The following is a 17,203-nucleotide window of genomic DNA, read 5'->3' as shown; positions in this document are numbered from 1 at the left end:
CCTTACGTGAGAAGGAGGGCCGTGCGAACCCCGGCTGTGCGATCGTCCTCGTCACCGAGGGCGCGGAGGGCCCTGACGGCGCTGACGGTGCTGCTCGGGCTGGCCGGCTGCGAGGCCGCCGCGCCCGCCGCCGCGCCGCCCGCCGCCTGCGACCGGGCGGTCGCGGTGTTCGGGCCGCTCAGCGGGGACTCGGCCGACCTGGGCGGAAACATCCGCTCCGGTGCCGCACTGGCCTTCGCCGAGTACAACCAGCGCCACCCCGACTGCCAGGCGCGCCTGCTCGACTTCGACTCGCAGGCCGACCCGAAGCAGGCCCCGGCCCTGGCGCAGCGGGTCGTGTCCGATCCGCGCATCGTCGGGGTGATCGGTCCGGCGTTCTCCGGGGAGTCCGAGGCGGCCGGGCCGCTGCTGGCCCAGGGCGGCGTGCCGATCCTCACCACCTCGGCCACCCGGACGAACCTGAGCCAGCGCGGCTGGGCCACGTTCCACCGGCTGCTCGGCAACGACGCGTCGCAGGGGCCGGCCGCGGCGCGGTACATCGACGCGGTGCTGGGCGGGCGCAAGGTCTTCGTCATCGACGACGGCGGCGCGTACGGCCAGGGCCTGGCCGACGAGGTCGCCGCGACCCTCAGCGGCCGGGTGGTGCAGCGGGGCGTGGTCGCGCCCCGGCAGCTCGACTTCTCGGCCGTGGTCAGCCAGATCCGGTCCGCCGGGGCCGACGTGGTCTTCTACGGCGGCTACTACTCCGGCGCGGGCACGCTGCTGCGGGCCATGCGCCGGGCCGGGGTGGGGGCCGTGTTCGTCGCCGGGGACGGCGTCAAGGACGCGGGCTTCATCCGCGCGGCCGGGGTCGAGGCGGCCGAGGGCGCCATCATCACCTGCGCCTGCCTGCCGCCCGAGCGGGCGTCGGGCGGTTTCCCGGAGCGCTACCGGGCCGCGTACGGCCGCGACGCCGCGACCTACAGCGCGGAGGCGTACGACGCCGCCACCATCCTGCTGTCCGGCCTCGAGGCCGGGCACACCGACCGCGACGCGCTGGAGCGCTGGGTCGACGCCTACGCCGCCGCCGGCGTCACCGGCCGCGTGCAGTTCACCCCGCAGGGGGAGCTGGTCGACGGGGCGGTGGTCGTCTGGGCGTACCGCGTCCACGACGGCGCCGTCACCACCGACCAGCAGATACCGAAGCCCTGAGCACCACCCGCCCGCTTTCCGCCCACCGCACGAGAGGAGCCCGACGTGGCCACCACCCTGATCGCGACCGCTCCACCGAGCACCGCGCAGGCGCTGCACCAGGCGCTGGCCGACGCCCCCGGCGGGGCGTACCCGCTGCTGGAGGCGGCACTGGGCTGGCACGAGCTGCGCCCGTCCGGCTGGCACCGCACCGATGCGCCCGCCCGTGCCACCGCCGTCGCCCACACCGCCACCGAGGTCGCCGCGACCCGGCTGGCCAGCCTGCTGTCCACCCTGACCTGGGCCAGCGTCGCCCCGGCCGGGGCCGGGTGGCGGGTGGAGGTGCCGGTCGGGTCGTACCACCGGATCACCCGCGCCCTCACCGGCGCCTGGCGCAGCCGCGAGCACGTGCTGGCCACGCCCGGCCGGAGCATGGACGCGCACCAGGCCGCGGTCGGGCTGTGGCGGATGGCGCTGCTGGTCGGCTCGCCGGAGCTGCATCCGGGGGCGCTGGCGGTGCGGGTCGGCTCGCCCGCGACGGCGCAGACCCTGGTCGTGGCGGCCCGGCGGCTCGGGCTGGCGGCGCTGACCGACGGCCCGTGCGACGGCCGCCACGCGGTCCGGCTGCTCGGCCGCGACCAGGTCCACCAGCTGCTGGGCGAAGCCACCGCCCGCCGCTGACCGCCATCCGCACGGGCGAGACCGGCGGGAGCGGCTCCGCCGCGCACTTAGCATTGACGCTGGCCTATCCAGAAGACGGATCTTGGAGAATCGTCCTCTGGATAGGCCAGTGTCGATTTCAAGCCCGGGGCGGGCGGGGGTCAGCGGGGTGGGTCGGGTGGGAGGGTGAGGACCGCCTCGGTGCCGCCGTCGGGGGACGGTTGCAGGCGCAGGGTGCCGCTGTGGAGCTCGGCGACCCAGCGGGCGATCGCCAGTCCGAGCCCCGTGCCGCCCGCCGCGCCGGGCCGGAACCGCTGCCCCGTCTCCACGTCCCCGGCCATCCCCGCGCCGGAGTCGCGCACCGTGATGACCCCGGCGTGCACCGACAGCGAGATGGCGGCGGGGGCGTCCCCGGCCCGGCCGTGCTGGACCGCGTTGTGGATCAGGTTGCGCAGCGCGATCCGGACCAGGGTCGGGTCGCCCGAGGTGACCGTGGCGGTGGTGTCGGCGGCGGCGGTGTGCGGCGGCTGCACGGTCTCGGCCAGCACCTCCTCGGCGAGCTGGTCGAGGCGGAAGCGCTGGCGCTCCAGGTGGCGCAGGCCGGCGACCAGCCGGGCCCGGGTGAGCAGCGCGGCGACGGAGTCGGTGAGCCGGTCGGTGGCGCCGATGACGCGCCGCAGCGCTTCGGGCTGGGCCCGTGGGTCGGCCAGCGCCGACTCGGACACGGCCCGGATCACCGTCAGCGGCGTACGCAGTTCGTGCGCGGCGTCGGCGACGAAGCGCTCCTGCTGGGTGAGTGCGTCGGCGATGGGCTGGGTGCCGCGGCGGGCCAGCAGCCAGCCGCCGAGGCAGGTCATCGCGGTGAACGCGGTGCCCCCGACGACCAGGGCCAGCGCGAGTTTGCGGTGGGCGGCCTGGCCGGGGCTGGGGTCGGCGACGGCGATCACGGTCCCGGCGACGGCGTTGGTGTCGGCGTGCCGGAACGGCACCGCGAGCAGGTGCACGACCTCGTCGCGCTCGTCGGCGACCGTGGCGACGGTGTCGTCGGCGGTGCGGCGCACCTGGCGGGCGGGTCCGATCAGCGTGTCGGGCGGGATCACCGCGAGGTGGGCCGGGTGGGCGAAGACCAGGCTGAGGTCGGTGCGGTCGGCCTCGTACACGAAGACGGCGGTGGAGCCCTGGGCGACCGCGTTGTCGAACAGCTTGTCCAGGCGCAGCACGCCCGAGTCGTAGTAGAGCAGCGCGACGGCGGTGCCCGCGGTGCGGTGCAGGTCGGCGGTGACGGCCTCGCCGCGCTGGTGCTCGTCGACGACCAGCGCGACGGCGCCCATCCCGGCCAGGCCGATCAGGTTCAGCGCGAGCAGCAGCCCGGTCAGCCGCAGCCGCAGGCTGAACAGCCGCTCGGCGGTCTGCAGCTGCCGCCCGGTGCCCGCCGGCCGGCTCATCCGCCGAGGTCCACGCGGTAACCGGTGCCCCGTACGGTGGTGATCACCGGGGGGTCGCCGAGTTTGCGCCGCAGCTGCCCGACGACCACGTCCACGACGTTGGAGGCCGGGTCGGCCAGCTCGTCCCAGCAGTGCTCCAGCAGGTCGGTGCGGCTGACCACGGCCGGTCGCCGGACGAGCAGCAGCTCCAGCACCGAGAACTCCTTGGGGGTGAGCGTGAGCAGGATGCCGTCGCGGCGCACCTCGCGCCGGGCCGTGTCGACCTCGACGTCGCCGACGCGCAGCACCGGCGCGACCGTGCTGCCTCGGCGGCGGCACAGCGCCCGGACCCGCATGACCAGCTCGGCGGCGACGAACGGCTTGACCACGTAGTCGTCGGCGCCCGCCTCGAACCCGGCGAGCCGGTCGGTGACGTCGTCCAGCGCGGTCAGCATCAGCGCGGGCACGGCGAGCCCGGCCTGGCGGCGGCGCCGCAGCTGCCCGGCCGAGTCGCCCTCGGGCAGGATCCGGTCCAGCACCAGGCAGTCGTAGTCGTTGACGCTCATCCGCAGGTCGGCCTGGCTCCAGTCGGCGGCCTGGTCCACGGCGAAGCCGACCGAGCGCAGCGCGGTGACGACCACGCCGCGCACCTCAGGATCGTCCTCGACCACCAGCACCCGCACGGGCGCGAGGTTACCGCAGGGCTGTGGGCCCGCCCACCCGTGCCGAGCGCCTGAGATCACGGGCCGGTAAACTCGTCTGGTCTGTTCTTTCTCAACTAACTGATCATGTAATGGAGCATGGCTGTGGCCACCACGAACGACCTCAAGAACGGCATGGTGCTCAACCTCGACAAGGAGCTCTGGACCGTCGTCGAGTTCCAGCACGTGAAGCCCGGCAAGGGTCCGGCGTTCGTGCGCACGACGCTCAAGCACGTGCTCACCGGCAAGGTGGTCGACAAGACCTTCAACGCCGGCACCAAGGTCGAGACCGCCAACGTCGACAAGCGCGAGATGCAGTACCTGTACCCGGACGGCGAGGACTTCGTCTTCATGGACCTGGACACCTACGACCAGATCCACGTCCCCGGCGTGACCCTCGGCGACGGCGTCGACTTCCTCCTGCCGGAGGCCAAGGTCATCGTCGCGACCCACGAGGGCGCCCCGCTGTACGTCGAACTGCCGACCAGCGTCATCGTCGAGGTCACCTACACCGAGCCGGGCCTGCAGGGCGACCGCTCGACCGGTGGCAACAAGCCCGCCACGATCGAGACCGGCGCGACCGTCCAGGTGCCGCTGTTCATCACCACCGGTGAGAAGATCAAGGTCGACACCCGCGACAGCCGCTACCTGGGCCGGGCCTGATGTCCCCTGCGACCCATCGGGGGATGAGTCGTGGCTGAGGCACCGAAGGCGCAGATGCCCGCCCGGCGCAAGGCGCGCAAGCGGGCCCTCGACGTCCTGTACGAGGCCGACCTGCGGGACCTGCCGATCCCGCGGGTGCTCTCGGCCTACCTGGAGCGGATGGAGGCCCCCCGGCCGGAGCACCTGCCTTACGCGGTGTCGCTGGTCGAGGGCGTGGACCGCAACCTGGACCACATCGACGAGACGATCGCCACGTTCGCGGAGGGGTGGACGATCGACCGGATGCCGGTGGTCGACCGCAACCTGGCCCGCATCAGCGTGTACGAGCTGCTCTACGTCGAGGAGATCGACGACCCGGTGGCCATCACCGAGGCGGTCGAGCTGGCCAAGGAGCTGTCCACCGATGACTCCCCGCGCTTCCTCAACGGCCTGCTGGGCCGGATCGCCGACTACGCGCCCCGCAGGCACTAGTCGTCACGACGTGAAAGCGGCCGTCCCCCGGGTGGGGGACGGCCGCTTTCACATCCGCTCAGGTCAGCTGCCGGCGAAGAACGCCCGCGGGTCGGCCACGAGCACCCCGTGGTCGGCCAGGCGCTCGATCAGCTCGCTGGGGGTGCAGTCGTAGAACACCGCCAGCGCCTGCAGATCCACGGCGCGGATGGAGAGCACCCGGCCGTTGTAGTCGCCGCGCTGCTGCTGGATGGCGCGGGCGTACCGCGCCACCGAGGCGAGGTCCTCCTTGGCCTGGTCGTACAGCCGCTCCAGGTCGAGGACGATCTTGCTGGTGGCCTCCTGGCGCGGCGCCGGACCGTCGGGCAGCAGCTCGCCGACCGGCACGCGGTAGAAGTCGGCCAGCTCGGCCAGGCGGGACACCGTCACGGCGCGGTCGCCACGCTCGTACGAACCGACGACGACGGCCTTCCAGCGCCCGTTCGACTTCTCCTCGACCCCCTGCAGCGACAGACCCTGCTGCTGCCGGATCGAGCGCAGACGCGCCCCGAGGGACTTGGCGTAATCAGACGGCATTCCGACACTCCCAGCTGTGGGCCGGGGTGGTTTCCCCAGCGATCGCTACGCAGCGTGACGGTACGGCGGTAACGTCGCGTTGGTCAAGTGCTGACTGCCTACTAGTTGAGACAACCTCATCCGAAAAGACTGATCAACTAAGCTGATCAGCTAGATCGACCGGTGTGAGCTGCGGCTCGTTACGCACCCGGCGGCAGGTTCCGTACCCCACGCTGCTAAGTTTACTGAGATGACGGTAGGAGACTCCGGCCTCCGCTGTCGTTGACCTCGACATCCTTTAACGACCCGTCCAGTGAGGCGGGGAAGGAGGTCTGCCTTGGCGCGCCCAATGACAGACGAGTCATCCGATCCAGCGCAGCAGGTGCCCGCGCAGGCACTCTCGAAGATCGTCCTCACCGCCGCCGACGTGCAGCGGGTCGTGGACCGCATCGCCCACCAGATCCTGGAGAAGACCCAGGGCGCGGGCGACGTCGTCCTGCTCGGCATCGCCACGCGCGGCGTGCCCATCGCCCGCCGCCTGGCCGAGCGCATCCGCGCGTTCGAGGGCCGCGAGGTCCCCGTCGGCACGCTCGACATCACCCTCTACCGCGACGATCTGCGCCGCAACTCCATTCGTGCGGTAGGTCGCACCGAGGAGCCGCCCGGCGGCGTCGACGGGCGCCGCGTCGTCCTCGTCGACGACGTGCTCTTCTCCGGGCGCACCATCCGCGCCGCGCTCGACGCGCTCAGCGACCTCGGGCGTCCGGCCGCCGTGCAGCTGGCCGTGCTGGTCGACCGCGGCCACCGGCAGCTGCCCATCCGGGCCGACTACGTCGGCAAGAACATCCCGACCGCCCTGTCCGAGCAGGTCAAGGTGCGGTTGCAGGAGATCGACGGCAGCGACGAGGTCGTACTGGCCGCCGGGGTAAAGGACAAGCAGGCATGAAGCACCTACTCTCCACCGCCGACCTGGACGCGGCCACCGCGACCGAGATCCTCGACATCGCCACCGAGATGGCCAGCGTGTCCGGGCGTGAGATCAAGAAGCTGCCCACACTGCGCGGCCGCACCGTGGTCAACCTCTTCTACGAGGACTCCACCCGCACCCGGATCTCGTTCGAGGCGGCGGCCAAGCGGCTGAGCGCCGACGTGATCAACTTCTCGGCCAAGGGCTCCAGCGTGGCCAAGGGCGAGAGCCTGAAGGACACCGCCTGGACGCTGCAGGCCATGGGCGCCGACGCGGTCGTCATCCGCCACCCGGCCTCCGGCGCCCCGCACCGGCTCGCGGGCTGGGTCAGCGGCAGCGTGCTCAACGCCGGCGACGGTACGCACGAGCACCCGACGCAGGCGCTGCTGGACGCGTACACGATGCGCGCCCGGATGGGCCGCCTGGACGGGCTGCACGTGGCCATCGTCGGCGACGTGCTGCACAGCCGGGTCGCCCGCTCCAACGTGCTGCTGCTCAACACCCTCGGCGCCAAGGTGACCCTGGTCGGGCCGCCGACGCTGGTGCCGACCGACCTGAGCAGCGCCGTGCAGGTCTCCTACGACCTGGACGCGGTGCTGCCGCAGGCCGACGTGGTGATGATGCTGCGCGTGCAGCGCGAGCGCATGACCGACTCGTACTTCCCCTCGGCGCGGGAGTACTCCCGCCGCTACGGCCTGGACGGCGCGCGCCTGCGCCGGATGCCCTCGCACGGGATCGTGATGCACCCCGGGCCGATGAACCGGGGCATGGAGATCACGCCCGAGGTGGCCGACTCGCCCCGCTCCACCATCGTCGAACAGGTCACCAACGGCGTCTCGGTACGCATGGCCTGCCTTTACCTGCTGCTCGGAGGTCGTTCGTGAGCGTCGTGTTGATCAAGGGTGCCCGGATCCTGGGCGGTGACCCCGTCGACCTGGTGCTGCGCGACGGCGTGATCGCCGAGCTCGGCCCCGGCCTGCGGGCCGACGGCGCGACCGTCGTCGACGCCGACGGCCTGGTGGCCCTGCCCGGCCTGGTCGACCTGCACACCCACCTGCGCGAGCCGGGCCGCGAGGACGCCGAGACGGTGTACACCGGTTCGCGCGCCGCCGCCCTGGGCGGCTACACCGCCGTCTGCGCGATGGCCAACACGTCGCCGGTGGCCGACACCGCCGGGGTGGTCGAGCAGGTCTACCGGCTGGGCCAGGAGGCCGGGCTGGTCGACGTGCAGCCCATCGGCGCGGTCACCATCGGCCTGGCCGGGGAGCGGCTGGCCGAGCTGGGCGCGATGGCGGACTCCGCCGCCCGGGTGCGCGTCTTCTCCGACGACGGCCACTGCGTCTCCGACCCGCGCCTGATGCGCCGGGCGCTGGAGTACGTGAAGGCGTTCGACGGCGTCATCGCCCAGCACGCCGAGGAGCCCCGGCTCACCGAGGGCGCCCAGATGCACGAGGGCGAGGTCTCGGCGCGGCTGGGCCTGACCGGCTGGCCCGCCGTGGCCGAGGAGTCGATCATCGCGCGCGACGTGCTGCTGGCCGAGCACGTGGGCGCGCGCCTGCACGTCTGCCACGTGTCGACCGCGGGCAGCGTCGAGATCATCCGGGTCGCGAAAGCCCGGGGCGTACGGGTCACCGCCGAGGTCACCCCGCACCACCTCCTGCTCACCCACACCAGGGCCGAGTCCTACGACCCGGTGTACAAGGTGAACCCGCCGCTGCGCACCGATGCCGACGTGACCGCGCTGCGCGAGGGCCTGCGCGACGGCACCATCGACATCGTCGCCACCGACCACGCCCCGCACGCCGCCGAGGACAAGGAGTGCGAGTGGGCGTACGCGCGCCCCGGCATGCTCGGCCTCGAAACGGCCCTGCCGATCGTGCTCGACGTGCTGGGCGACCAGTGGGACCTGATCGCCGAGCGCATGTCCCGGGCCCCGGCCCGCATCGCCGGGCTCGACAACCACGGGCACGACCTCAAGGTCGGCGCCCCCGCGAACCTCACCCTGATCGACCCCACGGCGCGGTGGACGGTCGAAGCGACCGGGCTGGCCAGTCTCAGCCACAACACGCCGTACGCCGGGATGACCGTGCCCGGCCGCATCGTCGCCACGTTCCTGCGGGGCGTGCCGACCGTGCTCGACGGAAAGGTGCAGAAGTGACCCAAGCGATTCTCGTCCTGGAGGACGGGCGGACGTTCCGGGGTGAGTCGTACGGCGCCGTCGGCGAGACCTTCGGCGAGGCCGTCTTCACCACCGGCATGACCGGCTACCAGGAGACGCTCACCGACCCGTCGTACCACCGCCAGGTCGTGGTGCAGACCGCGCCGCACATCGGCAACACCGGCATCAACGACGAGGACGACGAGTCCGACCGCATCTGGGTCGCCGGGTACGTGGTCCGCGACCCCGCCCGGACGCCGTCGAACTGGCGCAGCAAGGTCGACCTGGGCACGAAGCTGGCGCAGGCCGGCGTCGTCGGCATCAGCGGGATCGACACCCGGGCGCTGACCCGGCACCTGCGCGAGCGCGGCGCGATGCGGGTGGGCGTGTCCAGCACCGAGACCGACCCGCAGGCGCTGCTGGCGCGGGTGCTGGAGCAGCCGAAGATGACCGGTGCCGACCTGTCGGCGCAGGTGACCACGGTGCAGCCGTACACGGTGGCGGCGCAGGGCGCGCACCGGTACACGGTGGCCGCGCTCGACCTGGGCATCAAGCGCAACGTGCCGCGGCGCCTGGCCGCCCGCGGCGTCACCACGCACGTGCTGCCGGCCGCCTCCACCATCGAGGAGCTGCTCGCGGTCAGCCCCGACGCGGTCTTCTTCTCGCCCGGTCCGGGCGACCCGGCCACCGCCGACCACGCGATGGAGCTGGCGCAGGAGGTGATGCGGCGGCGCATCCCGCTGTTCGGCATCTGCTTCGGCAGCCAGATCCTGGGCCGGGCGCTGGGCTTCGGCACGTACAAGCTGGGCTACGGCCACCGGGGCATCAACCAGCCGGTGATGGACCGCCTCACCGGCAAGGTCGAGGTCACCTCGCACAACCACGGCTTCGCCGTCGACGCCCCGCTGGAGGGCGTCGTGGAGACCGGCTTCGGGCGGGCTCAGGTCAGCCACGTGTGCCTCAACGACGACGTGGTGGAGGGGCTGCGGTGCCTGGACGTGCCCGCCTTCACCGTGCAGTACCACCCGGAGGCGGCAGCGGGGCCGCACGACGCCGACTACCTGTTCGACCGGTTCGCTGAGCTGATTGAAGGTAAGTGAAGATGCCGAAGCGTTCCGATCTGAAGCATGTCCTGGTCATCGGCTCCGGGCCGATCGTCATCGGGCAGGCCTGCGAGTTCGACTACTCCGGCACCCAGGCGTGCCGGGTGCTGCGCAGCGAGGGCCTGCGGGTCAGCCTGGTCAACTCCAACCCGGCCACGATCATGACCGACCCGGAGTTCGCCGACGCCACCTACGTCGAGCCGATCACGCCGGAGTTCGTGGAGAAGGTCATCGCGGCCGAGCGCCCCGACGCCATCCTGCCCACACTGGGCGGCCAGACCGCGCTGAACACCGCCGTCGCCCTGCACGAGCTGGGCATCCTGGAGAAGTACGGCGTCGAGCTGATCGGCGCCGACATCGACGCGATCCGCCGCGGCGAGGACCGGCAGCTGTTCAAGGAGATCGTCGCCAAGGCCGGGGCCCGCCTGGGCCTGACCGGCGACCTGGTGCCGCGCAGCCGCGTCTGCCACTCGATGGACGAGGTCCGCGACACCGTCGCCGAGCTGGGCCTGCCCGTCGTCATCCGGCCCAGCTTCACCATGGGCGGCCTCGGCTCGGGCATGGCGCACACCCCCGAGCAGCTCGAACTCATCGCGGGCAGCGGCCTGGCCGCCTCCCCGGTGACCGAGGTGCTGATCGAGGAGAGCGTGCTCGGCTGGAAGGAGTACGAGCTGGAGCTGATGCGCGACAAGAACGACAACGTCGTGGTCATCTGCTCGATCGAGAACATCGACCCGATGGGCGTGCACACCGGCGACTCGGTGACCGTGGCCCCGGCGATGACGCTCACCGACGTCGAGTACCAGGCCATGCGCGACCTGGGCATCGCGGTGCTGCGCGAGGTCGGCGTGGACACCGGCGGCTGCAACATCCAGTTCGCGATCGAGCCGGCCACCGGCCGCATCGTGGTCATCGAGATGAACCCGCGCGTGTCCCGCTCCAGCGCGCTGGCCAGCAAGGCCACCGGCTTCCCGATCGCCAAGATCGCCGCGAAGCTGGCCATCGGCTACACCCTCGACGAGATCCCCAACGACATCACCCTGAAGACCCCGGCCGCCTTCGAGCCGTCGCTGGACTACGTCGTCGTCAAGATCCCCCGGTTCGCGTTCGAGAAGTTCCCCGGCGCCGACCCGGAGCTGACCACCACCATGAAGTCCGTCGGCGAGGCGATGAGCCTGGGCCGCAACTTCTCCGAGGCGCTGAACAAGGCGATGCGCTCGATGGAGACCAAGGCGGCGGGCTTCTGGACCACGCCGGACCGCTTCGGCTCGGTCGAGGACGCGCTGGAGGCGCTGCGCGTCCCGCACGACGGCCGCCTGTACGCCGTCGAGGAGGCGCTGCGCCACGGCGCCACCGTCGCCCAGGTCACCGAGGCCTCCGGCGGCATCGACCCGTGGTTCGTGGACCAGATCGCCGGGCTGGTCGAGCTGCGCGAGCAGATCCTGGCCGCGCCGGTGCTGGACGCGGCGCTGCTGCGCCGGGCCAAGCGGGCCGGGCTGTCCGACCGGCAGCTGGCCGCGCTGCGGCCGGAGTTCGCAGGCGAGGACGGCGTACGCACGCTGCGGCACCGGCTCGGGGTGCGCCCGGTCTACAAGACCGTCGACACCTGCGCGGCCGAGTTCGCGGCCACCACGCCCTACCACTACTCGTCGTACGACGAGGAGACCGAGGTCGCCCCGAGCGACCGGCCGAAGGTGCTGATCCTGGGCTCCGGCCCGAACCGCATCGGCCAGGGCATCGAGTTCGACTACTCGTGCGTGCACGCGGTCATGGCGCTGCGCGGCCGGTACGAGACCGTCATGGTCAACTGCAACCCGGAGACCGTGTCGACCGACTACGACACCGCCGACCGCCTCTACTTCGAGCCGCTGACCTTCGAGGACGTGCTCGAGGTCGTGCACGCCGAGCACAGCTCCGGCGTGGCCGCGGGCGGCCCCGGCGTGGTCGGCGTGATCGTGCAGCTGGGCGGGCAGACCCCGCTGGGCCTGGCGCAGCGGCTCAAGAACGCCGGGGTGCCGATCGTCGGCACCAGCCCCGAGTCGATCCACCTCGCCGAGGAGCGGGGCGCGTTCGGCCGGGTGCTGGCCGAGGCCGGGCTGCGGGCACCCGCACACGGCACCGCGATCAGCTACCCCGACGCCAAGAAGATCGCCGACGAGGTCGGCTACCCCGTGCTGGTACGGCCGTCCTATGTGCTCGGCGGCCGCGGCATGGAGATCGTGTACGACGACGCCACGCTGCGCGACTACATCGGACGCGCCACCGACATCTCGCCCGAGCACCCGGTGCTGGTGGACCGGTTCCTCGACGACGCGATCGAGATCGACGTGGACGCGCTGTGCGACGCCGACGGCGAGGTCTACCTCGGCGGCGTGATGGAGCACATCGAGGAGGCGGGCATCCACAGCGGCGACTCCGCCTGCGCGCTGCCCCCGATCACCCTGGGCAACCGGCACCTGAGCGTCGTGCGCGAGTACACCGAGGCGATCGCCCGCGGCGTGGGCGTGCGCGGCCTGCTCAACGTGCAGTACGCGCTCAAGGACGACATGCTGTACGTCCTGGAGGCCAACCCGCGTGCTTCGCGCACCGTCCCGTTCGTCTCCAAGGCCACGGCGGTGCCGCTGGCCAAGGCGGCGGCCCGGATCATGCTGGGCGCCACCATCGCCGAGCTGCGCGCCGAGGGCATGCTGCTGTCGGCTGCTCCTGATGGGACACCGCGGGACGGTGGGCTGCTGCCCGAGGGGGCCCCGGTCGCGGTCAAGGAGGCGGTGCTGCCGTTCAAGCGGTTCCGCACCCGCGCCGGCAAGGGCGTGGACACGCTGCTCAGCCCGGAGATGAAGTCGACCGGCGAGGTCATGGGCATCGACACCGCGTTCGGGCACTCGTTCGCGAAGTCGCAGGCGGCGGCGTACGGCTCGCTGCCGACCGGCGGCAAGATCTTCGTGTCGGTGGCCAACCGCGACAAGCGGGGCATGATCTTCCCGGTGAAGCGGCTGGCCGACCTCGGCTTCGAGATCGTCGCCACCGTCGGCACCGGCGAGGTGCTGCGCCGCCATGGCATCGTCTGCGAGGTCGTCGGCAAGCACAGCGAGGACGCCGAGCGCGACGCGGTGTCGCTGATCGCCTCCGGCGAGGTCAAGATGGTGATCAACACGCCGCAGGGCTCGGGCGCGTCGGCCCGCTCCGACGGGTACGAGATCCGCAGCGCCGCCGTCGCCGCCGACATCCCCTGCTGCACCACCGTCCCCGGCGCCGCGGCCGCCGTCATGGGCATCGAGGCGCTGATCCGCGGCGACATGACCGTCCGCCCCCTCCAGCACCTCCACGCCGTCATCCGCCCGGAACTGTCCGCATGACACTGTTCGAGAAAGCCGCCCGGCCGGTGCTGTTCCGGCTGGGCGGCGGGGACGCCGAGCACGCGCACGAGTGGACGCTGCGGCGGCTCGCGGCGCTGTCGGGGCGGCCGACCGTGCTGAACGCGCTGCGGCGGCGCTACGCCACCGCGGCGCCGGTCGAGGTGTTCGGGGTGCGCTTCCCGAACCCGGTGGGCCTGGCGGCCGGGATGGACAAGAACGGGGTGGCGCTGCGCGCCTGGCCCGCGCTCGGCTTCGGCTTCGTCGAGGTCGGCACGGTCACCGCGCACGCCCAGCCGGGCAACGACCGGCCGCGCCTGTTCCGGCTGCCGTCCAGCCAGGCGGTCATCAACCGGATGGGCTTCAACAACGAGGGCGCGCACGCGCTGGCCGGGCGGCTGGCCGCGCTGGGCCCGCTGGGCGTGCCGCTGGGCATCTCGCTGGGCAAGTCCAAGGTGACCCCGCTGGAGGACGCCGTCGCCGACTACCGGGCGTCGTACGACGCCCTGCGCGACTTCGGCGACTACTTCGCGGTCAACGTCTCCTCGCCCAACACCCCGGGGCTGCGCAGCCTGCAGGACAAGGACTCGCTCGACGCGATCCTGGCGGCGCTGAGCGGCCCCAAGCCGGTGCTGGTGAAGATCGCCCCGGACCTGACCGAGCAGGCCGTGGCGGAGCTGCTGGAGGTCTGCCTGGCGCGCGGGGTGGCCGGTCTCATCGCGACCAACACCACGCTCAGCCGCGACGGTGTCGCCACCGCGGACCAGGGCACCGCCGGGCAGGCCGGCGGCCTGTCCGGGGCGCCGCTGACGCGGCGGGCGCACCAGGTGGTGTCGTTCGTACACCGCGAGACGGCCGGGCAGCTGCCGATCGTCGGCGTCGGCGGGCTGATGACCGCCGACGACGCGGCGCGCATGTTCGACGCGGGGGCGAGCCTGGTGCAGCTCTACACGGGCTTCATCTACCACGGCCCGGCGCTGGTCCGGGCGGCCGCGAGGCGGGCCGCCCGGTGACGGCGGCAGACGTCGACAAGGGCACCTTCCGCGGCGCGGCGCGGGCGGAGGGTGCCCTTCCTTTCGCGCAGGGCGAGCTGCTGGCGCTGGACCGGGCGCACGTGTGGCACCCGTACGGTCCGATGCCGGGCCGGCAGGAGCCGCTGGTCGTCGACGGCGCCCAGGGCGTGCGGCTGACGCTGGCCGACGGCCGGGAGCTGGTCGACGGGATGTCGAGCTGGTGGGCGGCGATCCACGGGTACCGGCACCCGGTGCTCGACGCGGCCGTCACCGACCAGCTGGGCCGGATGAGCCACGTGATGTTCGGCGGCCTGACCCACGAGCCCGCCGTGCGGCTGGCCCGCACCCTGGTCGACATCACCCCGGACGGGCTGGAGCACGTGTTCCTGGCCGACTCCGGCTCGGTGAGCGTCGAGGTCGCGGTCAAGATGTGCCTGCAGTACCAGGTGTCGCGCGGGCGGCCGGGCAAGCGGCGGCTGGCGACCTGGCGCGGCGGCTACCACGGCGACACGTGGCAGCCGATGAGCGTGTGCGACCCGGAGGGCGGCATGCACAGCCTGTGGGGCGACGTGCTGCCCCGGCAGGTGTTCGCCGGCGTACCGCCGGTGGAGTTCGATCCGTCCTATGTGGCGGAGCTCGACGCGATGCTGGCGGCGCACGCGCCCGAGCTGGCCGCGTTCATCGTGGAGCCGCTGGTGCAGGGCGCGGGCGGGATGCGCTTCCACCATCCGGGTCACCTGCGCGAGCTGCGCCGGCTGTGCGACGAGCACGACGTGCTGCTGGTCTTCGACGAGATCGCGACGGGCTTCGGGCGTACCGGGGAGCTGTTCGCGGCCGACCACGCCGGGGTGACCCCCGACGTGATGTGCGTCGGGAAGGCGCTCACAGGCGGATATCTGACACTGGCGGCGGCACTGTGCACCTCGGAGGTGGCGCGCGGCATCTCGACCGGTGCCGTGCCGGTGCTGGCCCACGGGCCCACGTTCATGGGCAATCCGCTGGCCTGCGCGGTCGCGAGCGCCTCGATCGAGCTGCTGCTGGCCCAGGACTGGCGGGCCGAGGTGGCCCGGATCGGGGCGGGGCTGCGCGCGGGGCTGGCCCCGGTCGCGGACCTGCCCGGGGTGGCCGACGTACGCGTGCTCGGCGCGATCGGCGTGGTGCAGTTGGACCACGAGGTGGACATGGCGGCGGCCACGGCCGCGGCGGTGGCCCACGGCGTGTGGCTGCGCCCGTTCCGCGACCTGATCTACACCATGCCGCCGTTCGTGAGCTCCGATGCGGACGTCGCGGCGATCACCAAGGCGATGGCGGCCGCGGCGGCCGCCGCGTGAACAGGCAGGAGTGAACGTGATGGAGCCGTTCGGCGCCCGGCTGCGGGCTGTGATGGACGAGCACGGGCCGCTGTGCGTGGGCGTGGATCCGCACGCGTCGTTGCTGAGGCAGTGGGGGCTCGGCGACGACGTGGCCGGGGTCGCCTCGTTCTGCGCCACGGTGGTCGAGGCGCTGGCCGGTCGGGTGGCCGTGGTCAAGCCGCAGTCGGCCTTTTTCGAGCGATTCGGGGCCCGTGGGGCTGAGATTCTTGAGTCAACTATCCGACAGTTTCGGGAGGCCGGAACCCTTGTGCTTCTGGACGTGAAGCGTGGGGACATCGGCTCGACGGTGGCGGCATACGCCGACGCGTACCTCAACCCATCGAACCCTATGTATGTCGATGCGATCACCGCGAGTCCGTTCCTGGGCCTCGGTTCGCTCGCGCCGATGTTCGACTCGGCGGCCGCGCACGGCGGTGGCGTGTTCGTTCTCGCGCTGACGTCCAACCCGGAGGGTCCCTCCGTGCAGCACGCTCGCAACATCGACGGCCGTACCGTCGCGCAGACGATCATCGACGAGATTTCCCAGCTCAACGCGGGTGCGCAACCGATGGGTAACGTCGGCGCGGTGGTCGGGGCGACCATCGGCGAGACCGGTCACGACCTGTCGAAGCTGGGCGGGCCGATCCTCGTTCCGGGGCTCGGGGCGCAGGGCGGCACGCCTGATGATCTTCGCTCGATCTTCGCCGCCAACCTCGGTTCGGTGCTCCCGTCGTACTCCCGGGAGGTGCTCGGAGCGGGACCGTCGACGCAGGCGCTGCGGGACGCGGCATCCCGGGCGCTCGATGCCTGCGCGGCCGCATTGGGACATCAGGGCCGCTCGTGACCTTTCCGTGATCATGCGCGGTGACGTTGCCGAAAACTCCGCCGACCGCTAGGTTTCCCGGCGCTGGGCTGATCTGCCTGCGTGGCTGTGGCCACGCATGCGTTTCACCTGCGACGCGGGTGCCATGCGAACCTTCCGGTGGGAGGTGCGCGTGTCACCGCACACGCCGGCGATCCCGCCGACGTGAGGAAGAGGACCTGAGGAGAACTGGTGCCGCTCCCGTCACTGACCCCAGAGCAGCGCGCTGCCGCGCTGGAGAAGGCCGCGGAGGTCCGTAAGGCTCGCGCTGAGCTCAAGGAGCAGCTCAAGCAGGGCAAGACGACCCTGGCCGCCGTGCTCGACCGGGCCGAGGGCGACGATGTCGTCGGCAAGCTCAAGGTTTCGGCCGTGCTGCAGGCGCTCCCCGGTATCGGCAAGATCCGGGCTACGCAGATCATGGAGAAGCTGAAGATCGCCGACAGCCGCCGTCTGCGTGGCCTGGGCGACCAGCAGCGCAAGGCTCTGCTGGCCGAGTTCGCGGCCTGAGCCGTCGGACCGTCAGTAACGAGCTGAACCCCCCGCCGCGGTCGGACAACCGGCCGCGGTGACCGGCCCACCGGGCGCCCAGGCGTCCGGACGGCCGAAGGAACCTCGGTGTCCCCATCCGGGTGGTCTCACACGCCCCCGGGTGAAGGCCCCAGGTTCCACGGATCGTCGCCCAGCGGCGCTGTCGCATCGACAGCGCCGCTGGTTCGTTTCTGTCGGTGACGGACCCTTCCGGCCCGTCCACCGGTGCGGAACTTCTGTGACG

Annotated in this window: 16 protein-coding genes; 13 read left to right on the top strand and 3 right to left on the bottom strand. The window is 72.3% G+C overall.

All coding sequences use genetic code 11. From position 1 onward, the window contains the following. Positions 1–21 precede the first annotated feature (21 nt). The gene (locus tag QEZ54_RS15140; RefSeq protein ID WP_281305224.1) at positions 22–1,191 is read left to right on the top strand and encodes a branched-chain amino acid ABC transporter substrate-binding protein; all 1,170 of its coding nucleotides are present in this window, start codon (positions 22–24) and stop codon (positions 1,189–1,191) included. Between the two features lie 45 nt (positions 1,192–1,236). Beyond that, positions 1,237–1,851, top strand: a complete 615-nt coding sequence (locus QEZ54_RS15135) for a hypothetical protein (protein WP_281305223.1) — start codon at positions 1,237–1,239, stop codon at positions 1,849–1,851. Between the two features lie 140 nt (positions 1,852–1,991). Here QEZ54_RS15135 and QEZ54_RS15130 read toward each other — a convergent pair whose 3' ends face one another. Both QEZ54_RS15130 and QEZ54_RS15125 read right to left on the bottom strand, forming a co-directional pair. Next, entirely contained in the window at positions 1,992–3,275 is a 1,284-nt protein-coding gene (locus QEZ54_RS15130; RefSeq protein ID WP_281305222.1) for a HAMP domain-containing sensor histidine kinase, read from the bottom strand. After that, positions 3,272–3,937: a response regulator transcription factor gene (locus QEZ54_RS15125; protein ID WP_281305221.1), complete on the bottom strand. Its 666-nt coding sequence runs from the start codon at positions 3,935–3,937 to the stop codon at positions 3,272–3,274. The genes QEZ54_RS15130 and QEZ54_RS15125 overlap by 4 nt, the downstream gene beginning before the upstream one ends. A gap of 123 nt (positions 3,938–4,060) precedes the next feature. Here QEZ54_RS15125 and efp point away from each other — a divergent pair, with 123 nt between their 5' ends. Beyond that, positions 4,061–4,618, top strand: a complete 558-nt coding sequence (efp, locus tag QEZ54_RS15120; protein WP_281305220.1) for an elongation factor P — start codon at positions 4,061–4,063, stop codon at positions 4,616–4,618. Positions 4,619–4,672: 54 nt separating this feature from the next. Beyond that, positions 4,673–5,089 (top strand): transcription antitermination factor NusB, encoded by a 417-nt coding sequence (gene nusB / locus QEZ54_RS15115; protein ID WP_281305421.1) that lies wholly within the window; start codon positions 4,673–4,675, stop codon positions 5,087–5,089. A 63-nt stretch (positions 5,090–5,152) separates the two neighbouring features. Here the strand turns inward: nusB and QEZ54_RS15110 are convergent, their stop codons facing one another. Further along, entirely contained in the window at positions 5,153–5,644 is a 492-nt protein-coding gene (locus QEZ54_RS15110) for a transcriptional regulator (RefSeq protein WP_212831120.1), read from the bottom strand. A 328-nt stretch (positions 5,645–5,972) separates the two neighbouring features. On the opposite strand from QEZ54_RS15110, the gene pyrR reads away from it, so the two are divergent. From pyrR to mihF, 9 genes are all read left to right on the top strand, one after another. Further along, complete coding sequence (gene pyrR, locus QEZ54_RS15105) at positions 5,973–6,569, top strand: bifunctional pyr operon transcriptional regulator/uracil phosphoribosyltransferase PyrR (RefSeq protein WP_281305219.1); 597 nt, start codon at positions 5,973–5,975, stop codon at positions 6,567–6,569. Beyond that, on the top strand, positions 6,566–7,474 hold the full coding sequence (locus QEZ54_RS15100; protein ID WP_281305218.1) for an aspartate carbamoyltransferase catalytic subunit: 909 nt from the start codon (positions 6,566–6,568) through the stop codon (positions 7,472–7,474). Before pyrR ends, QEZ54_RS15100 begins: the two co-directional genes overlap by 4 nt. Then, positions 7,471–8,748 carry a dihydroorotase gene (locus QEZ54_RS15095; protein WP_281305217.1) on the top strand — a complete coding sequence of 426 codons (1,278 nt, stop codon included), beginning with the start codon at positions 7,471–7,473 and terminating at the stop codon, positions 8,746–8,748. Before QEZ54_RS15100 ends, QEZ54_RS15095 begins: the two co-directional genes overlap by 4 nt. Then, complete coding sequence (gene carA, locus QEZ54_RS15090; protein WP_281305216.1) at positions 8,745–9,848, top strand: glutamine-hydrolyzing carbamoyl-phosphate synthase small subunit; 1,104 nt, start codon at positions 8,745–8,747, stop codon at positions 9,846–9,848. Before QEZ54_RS15095 ends, carA begins: the two co-directional genes overlap by 4 nt. A gap of 2 nt (positions 9,849–9,850) precedes the next feature. After that, positions 9,851–13,207 carry a carbamoyl-phosphate synthase large subunit gene (gene carB, locus QEZ54_RS15085; RefSeq protein ID WP_281305215.1) on the top strand — a complete coding sequence of 1,119 codons (3,357 nt, stop codon included), beginning with the start codon at positions 9,851–9,853 and terminating at the stop codon, positions 13,205–13,207. Next, positions 13,204–14,217, top strand: coding sequence for a quinone-dependent dihydroorotate dehydrogenase (locus QEZ54_RS15080; RefSeq protein WP_281305214.1), 1,014 nt, complete (start codon positions 13,204–13,206; stop codon positions 14,215–14,217). Before carB ends, QEZ54_RS15080 begins: the two co-directional genes overlap by 4 nt. 77 nt (positions 14,218–14,294) lie before the next feature. Then, the gene (locus tag QEZ54_RS15075) at positions 14,295–15,548 is read left to right on the top strand and encodes an adenosylmethionine--8-amino-7-oxononanoate transaminase (RefSeq protein ID WP_281305420.1); all 1,254 of its coding nucleotides are present in this window, start codon (positions 14,295–14,297) and stop codon (positions 15,546–15,548) included. 19 nt (positions 15,549–15,567) lie between these two features. Beyond that, positions 15,568–16,413: an orotidine-5'-phosphate decarboxylase gene (gene pyrF / locus QEZ54_RS15070; RefSeq protein WP_281305419.1), complete on the top strand. Its 846-nt coding sequence runs from the start codon at positions 15,568–15,570 to the stop codon at positions 16,411–16,413. 210 nt (positions 16,414–16,623) lie between these two features. After that, positions 16,624–16,938: an integration host factor, actinobacterial type gene (gene mihF, locus QEZ54_RS15065; RefSeq protein ID WP_120320109.1), complete on the top strand. Its 315-nt coding sequence runs from the start codon at positions 16,624–16,626 to the stop codon at positions 16,936–16,938. The last annotated feature ends 265 nt before the right edge of the window (positions 16,939–17,203 follow it).

It is taken from the genome of Catellatospora sp. KI3, from assembly GCF_029948125.1.
In the GTDB taxonomy this organism is placed as follows: Bacteria; Actinomycetota; Actinomycetes; order Mycobacteriales; family Micromonosporaceae; genus Catellatospora.
This window is presented reverse-complemented; position numbering and strand designations above follow the sequence as displayed.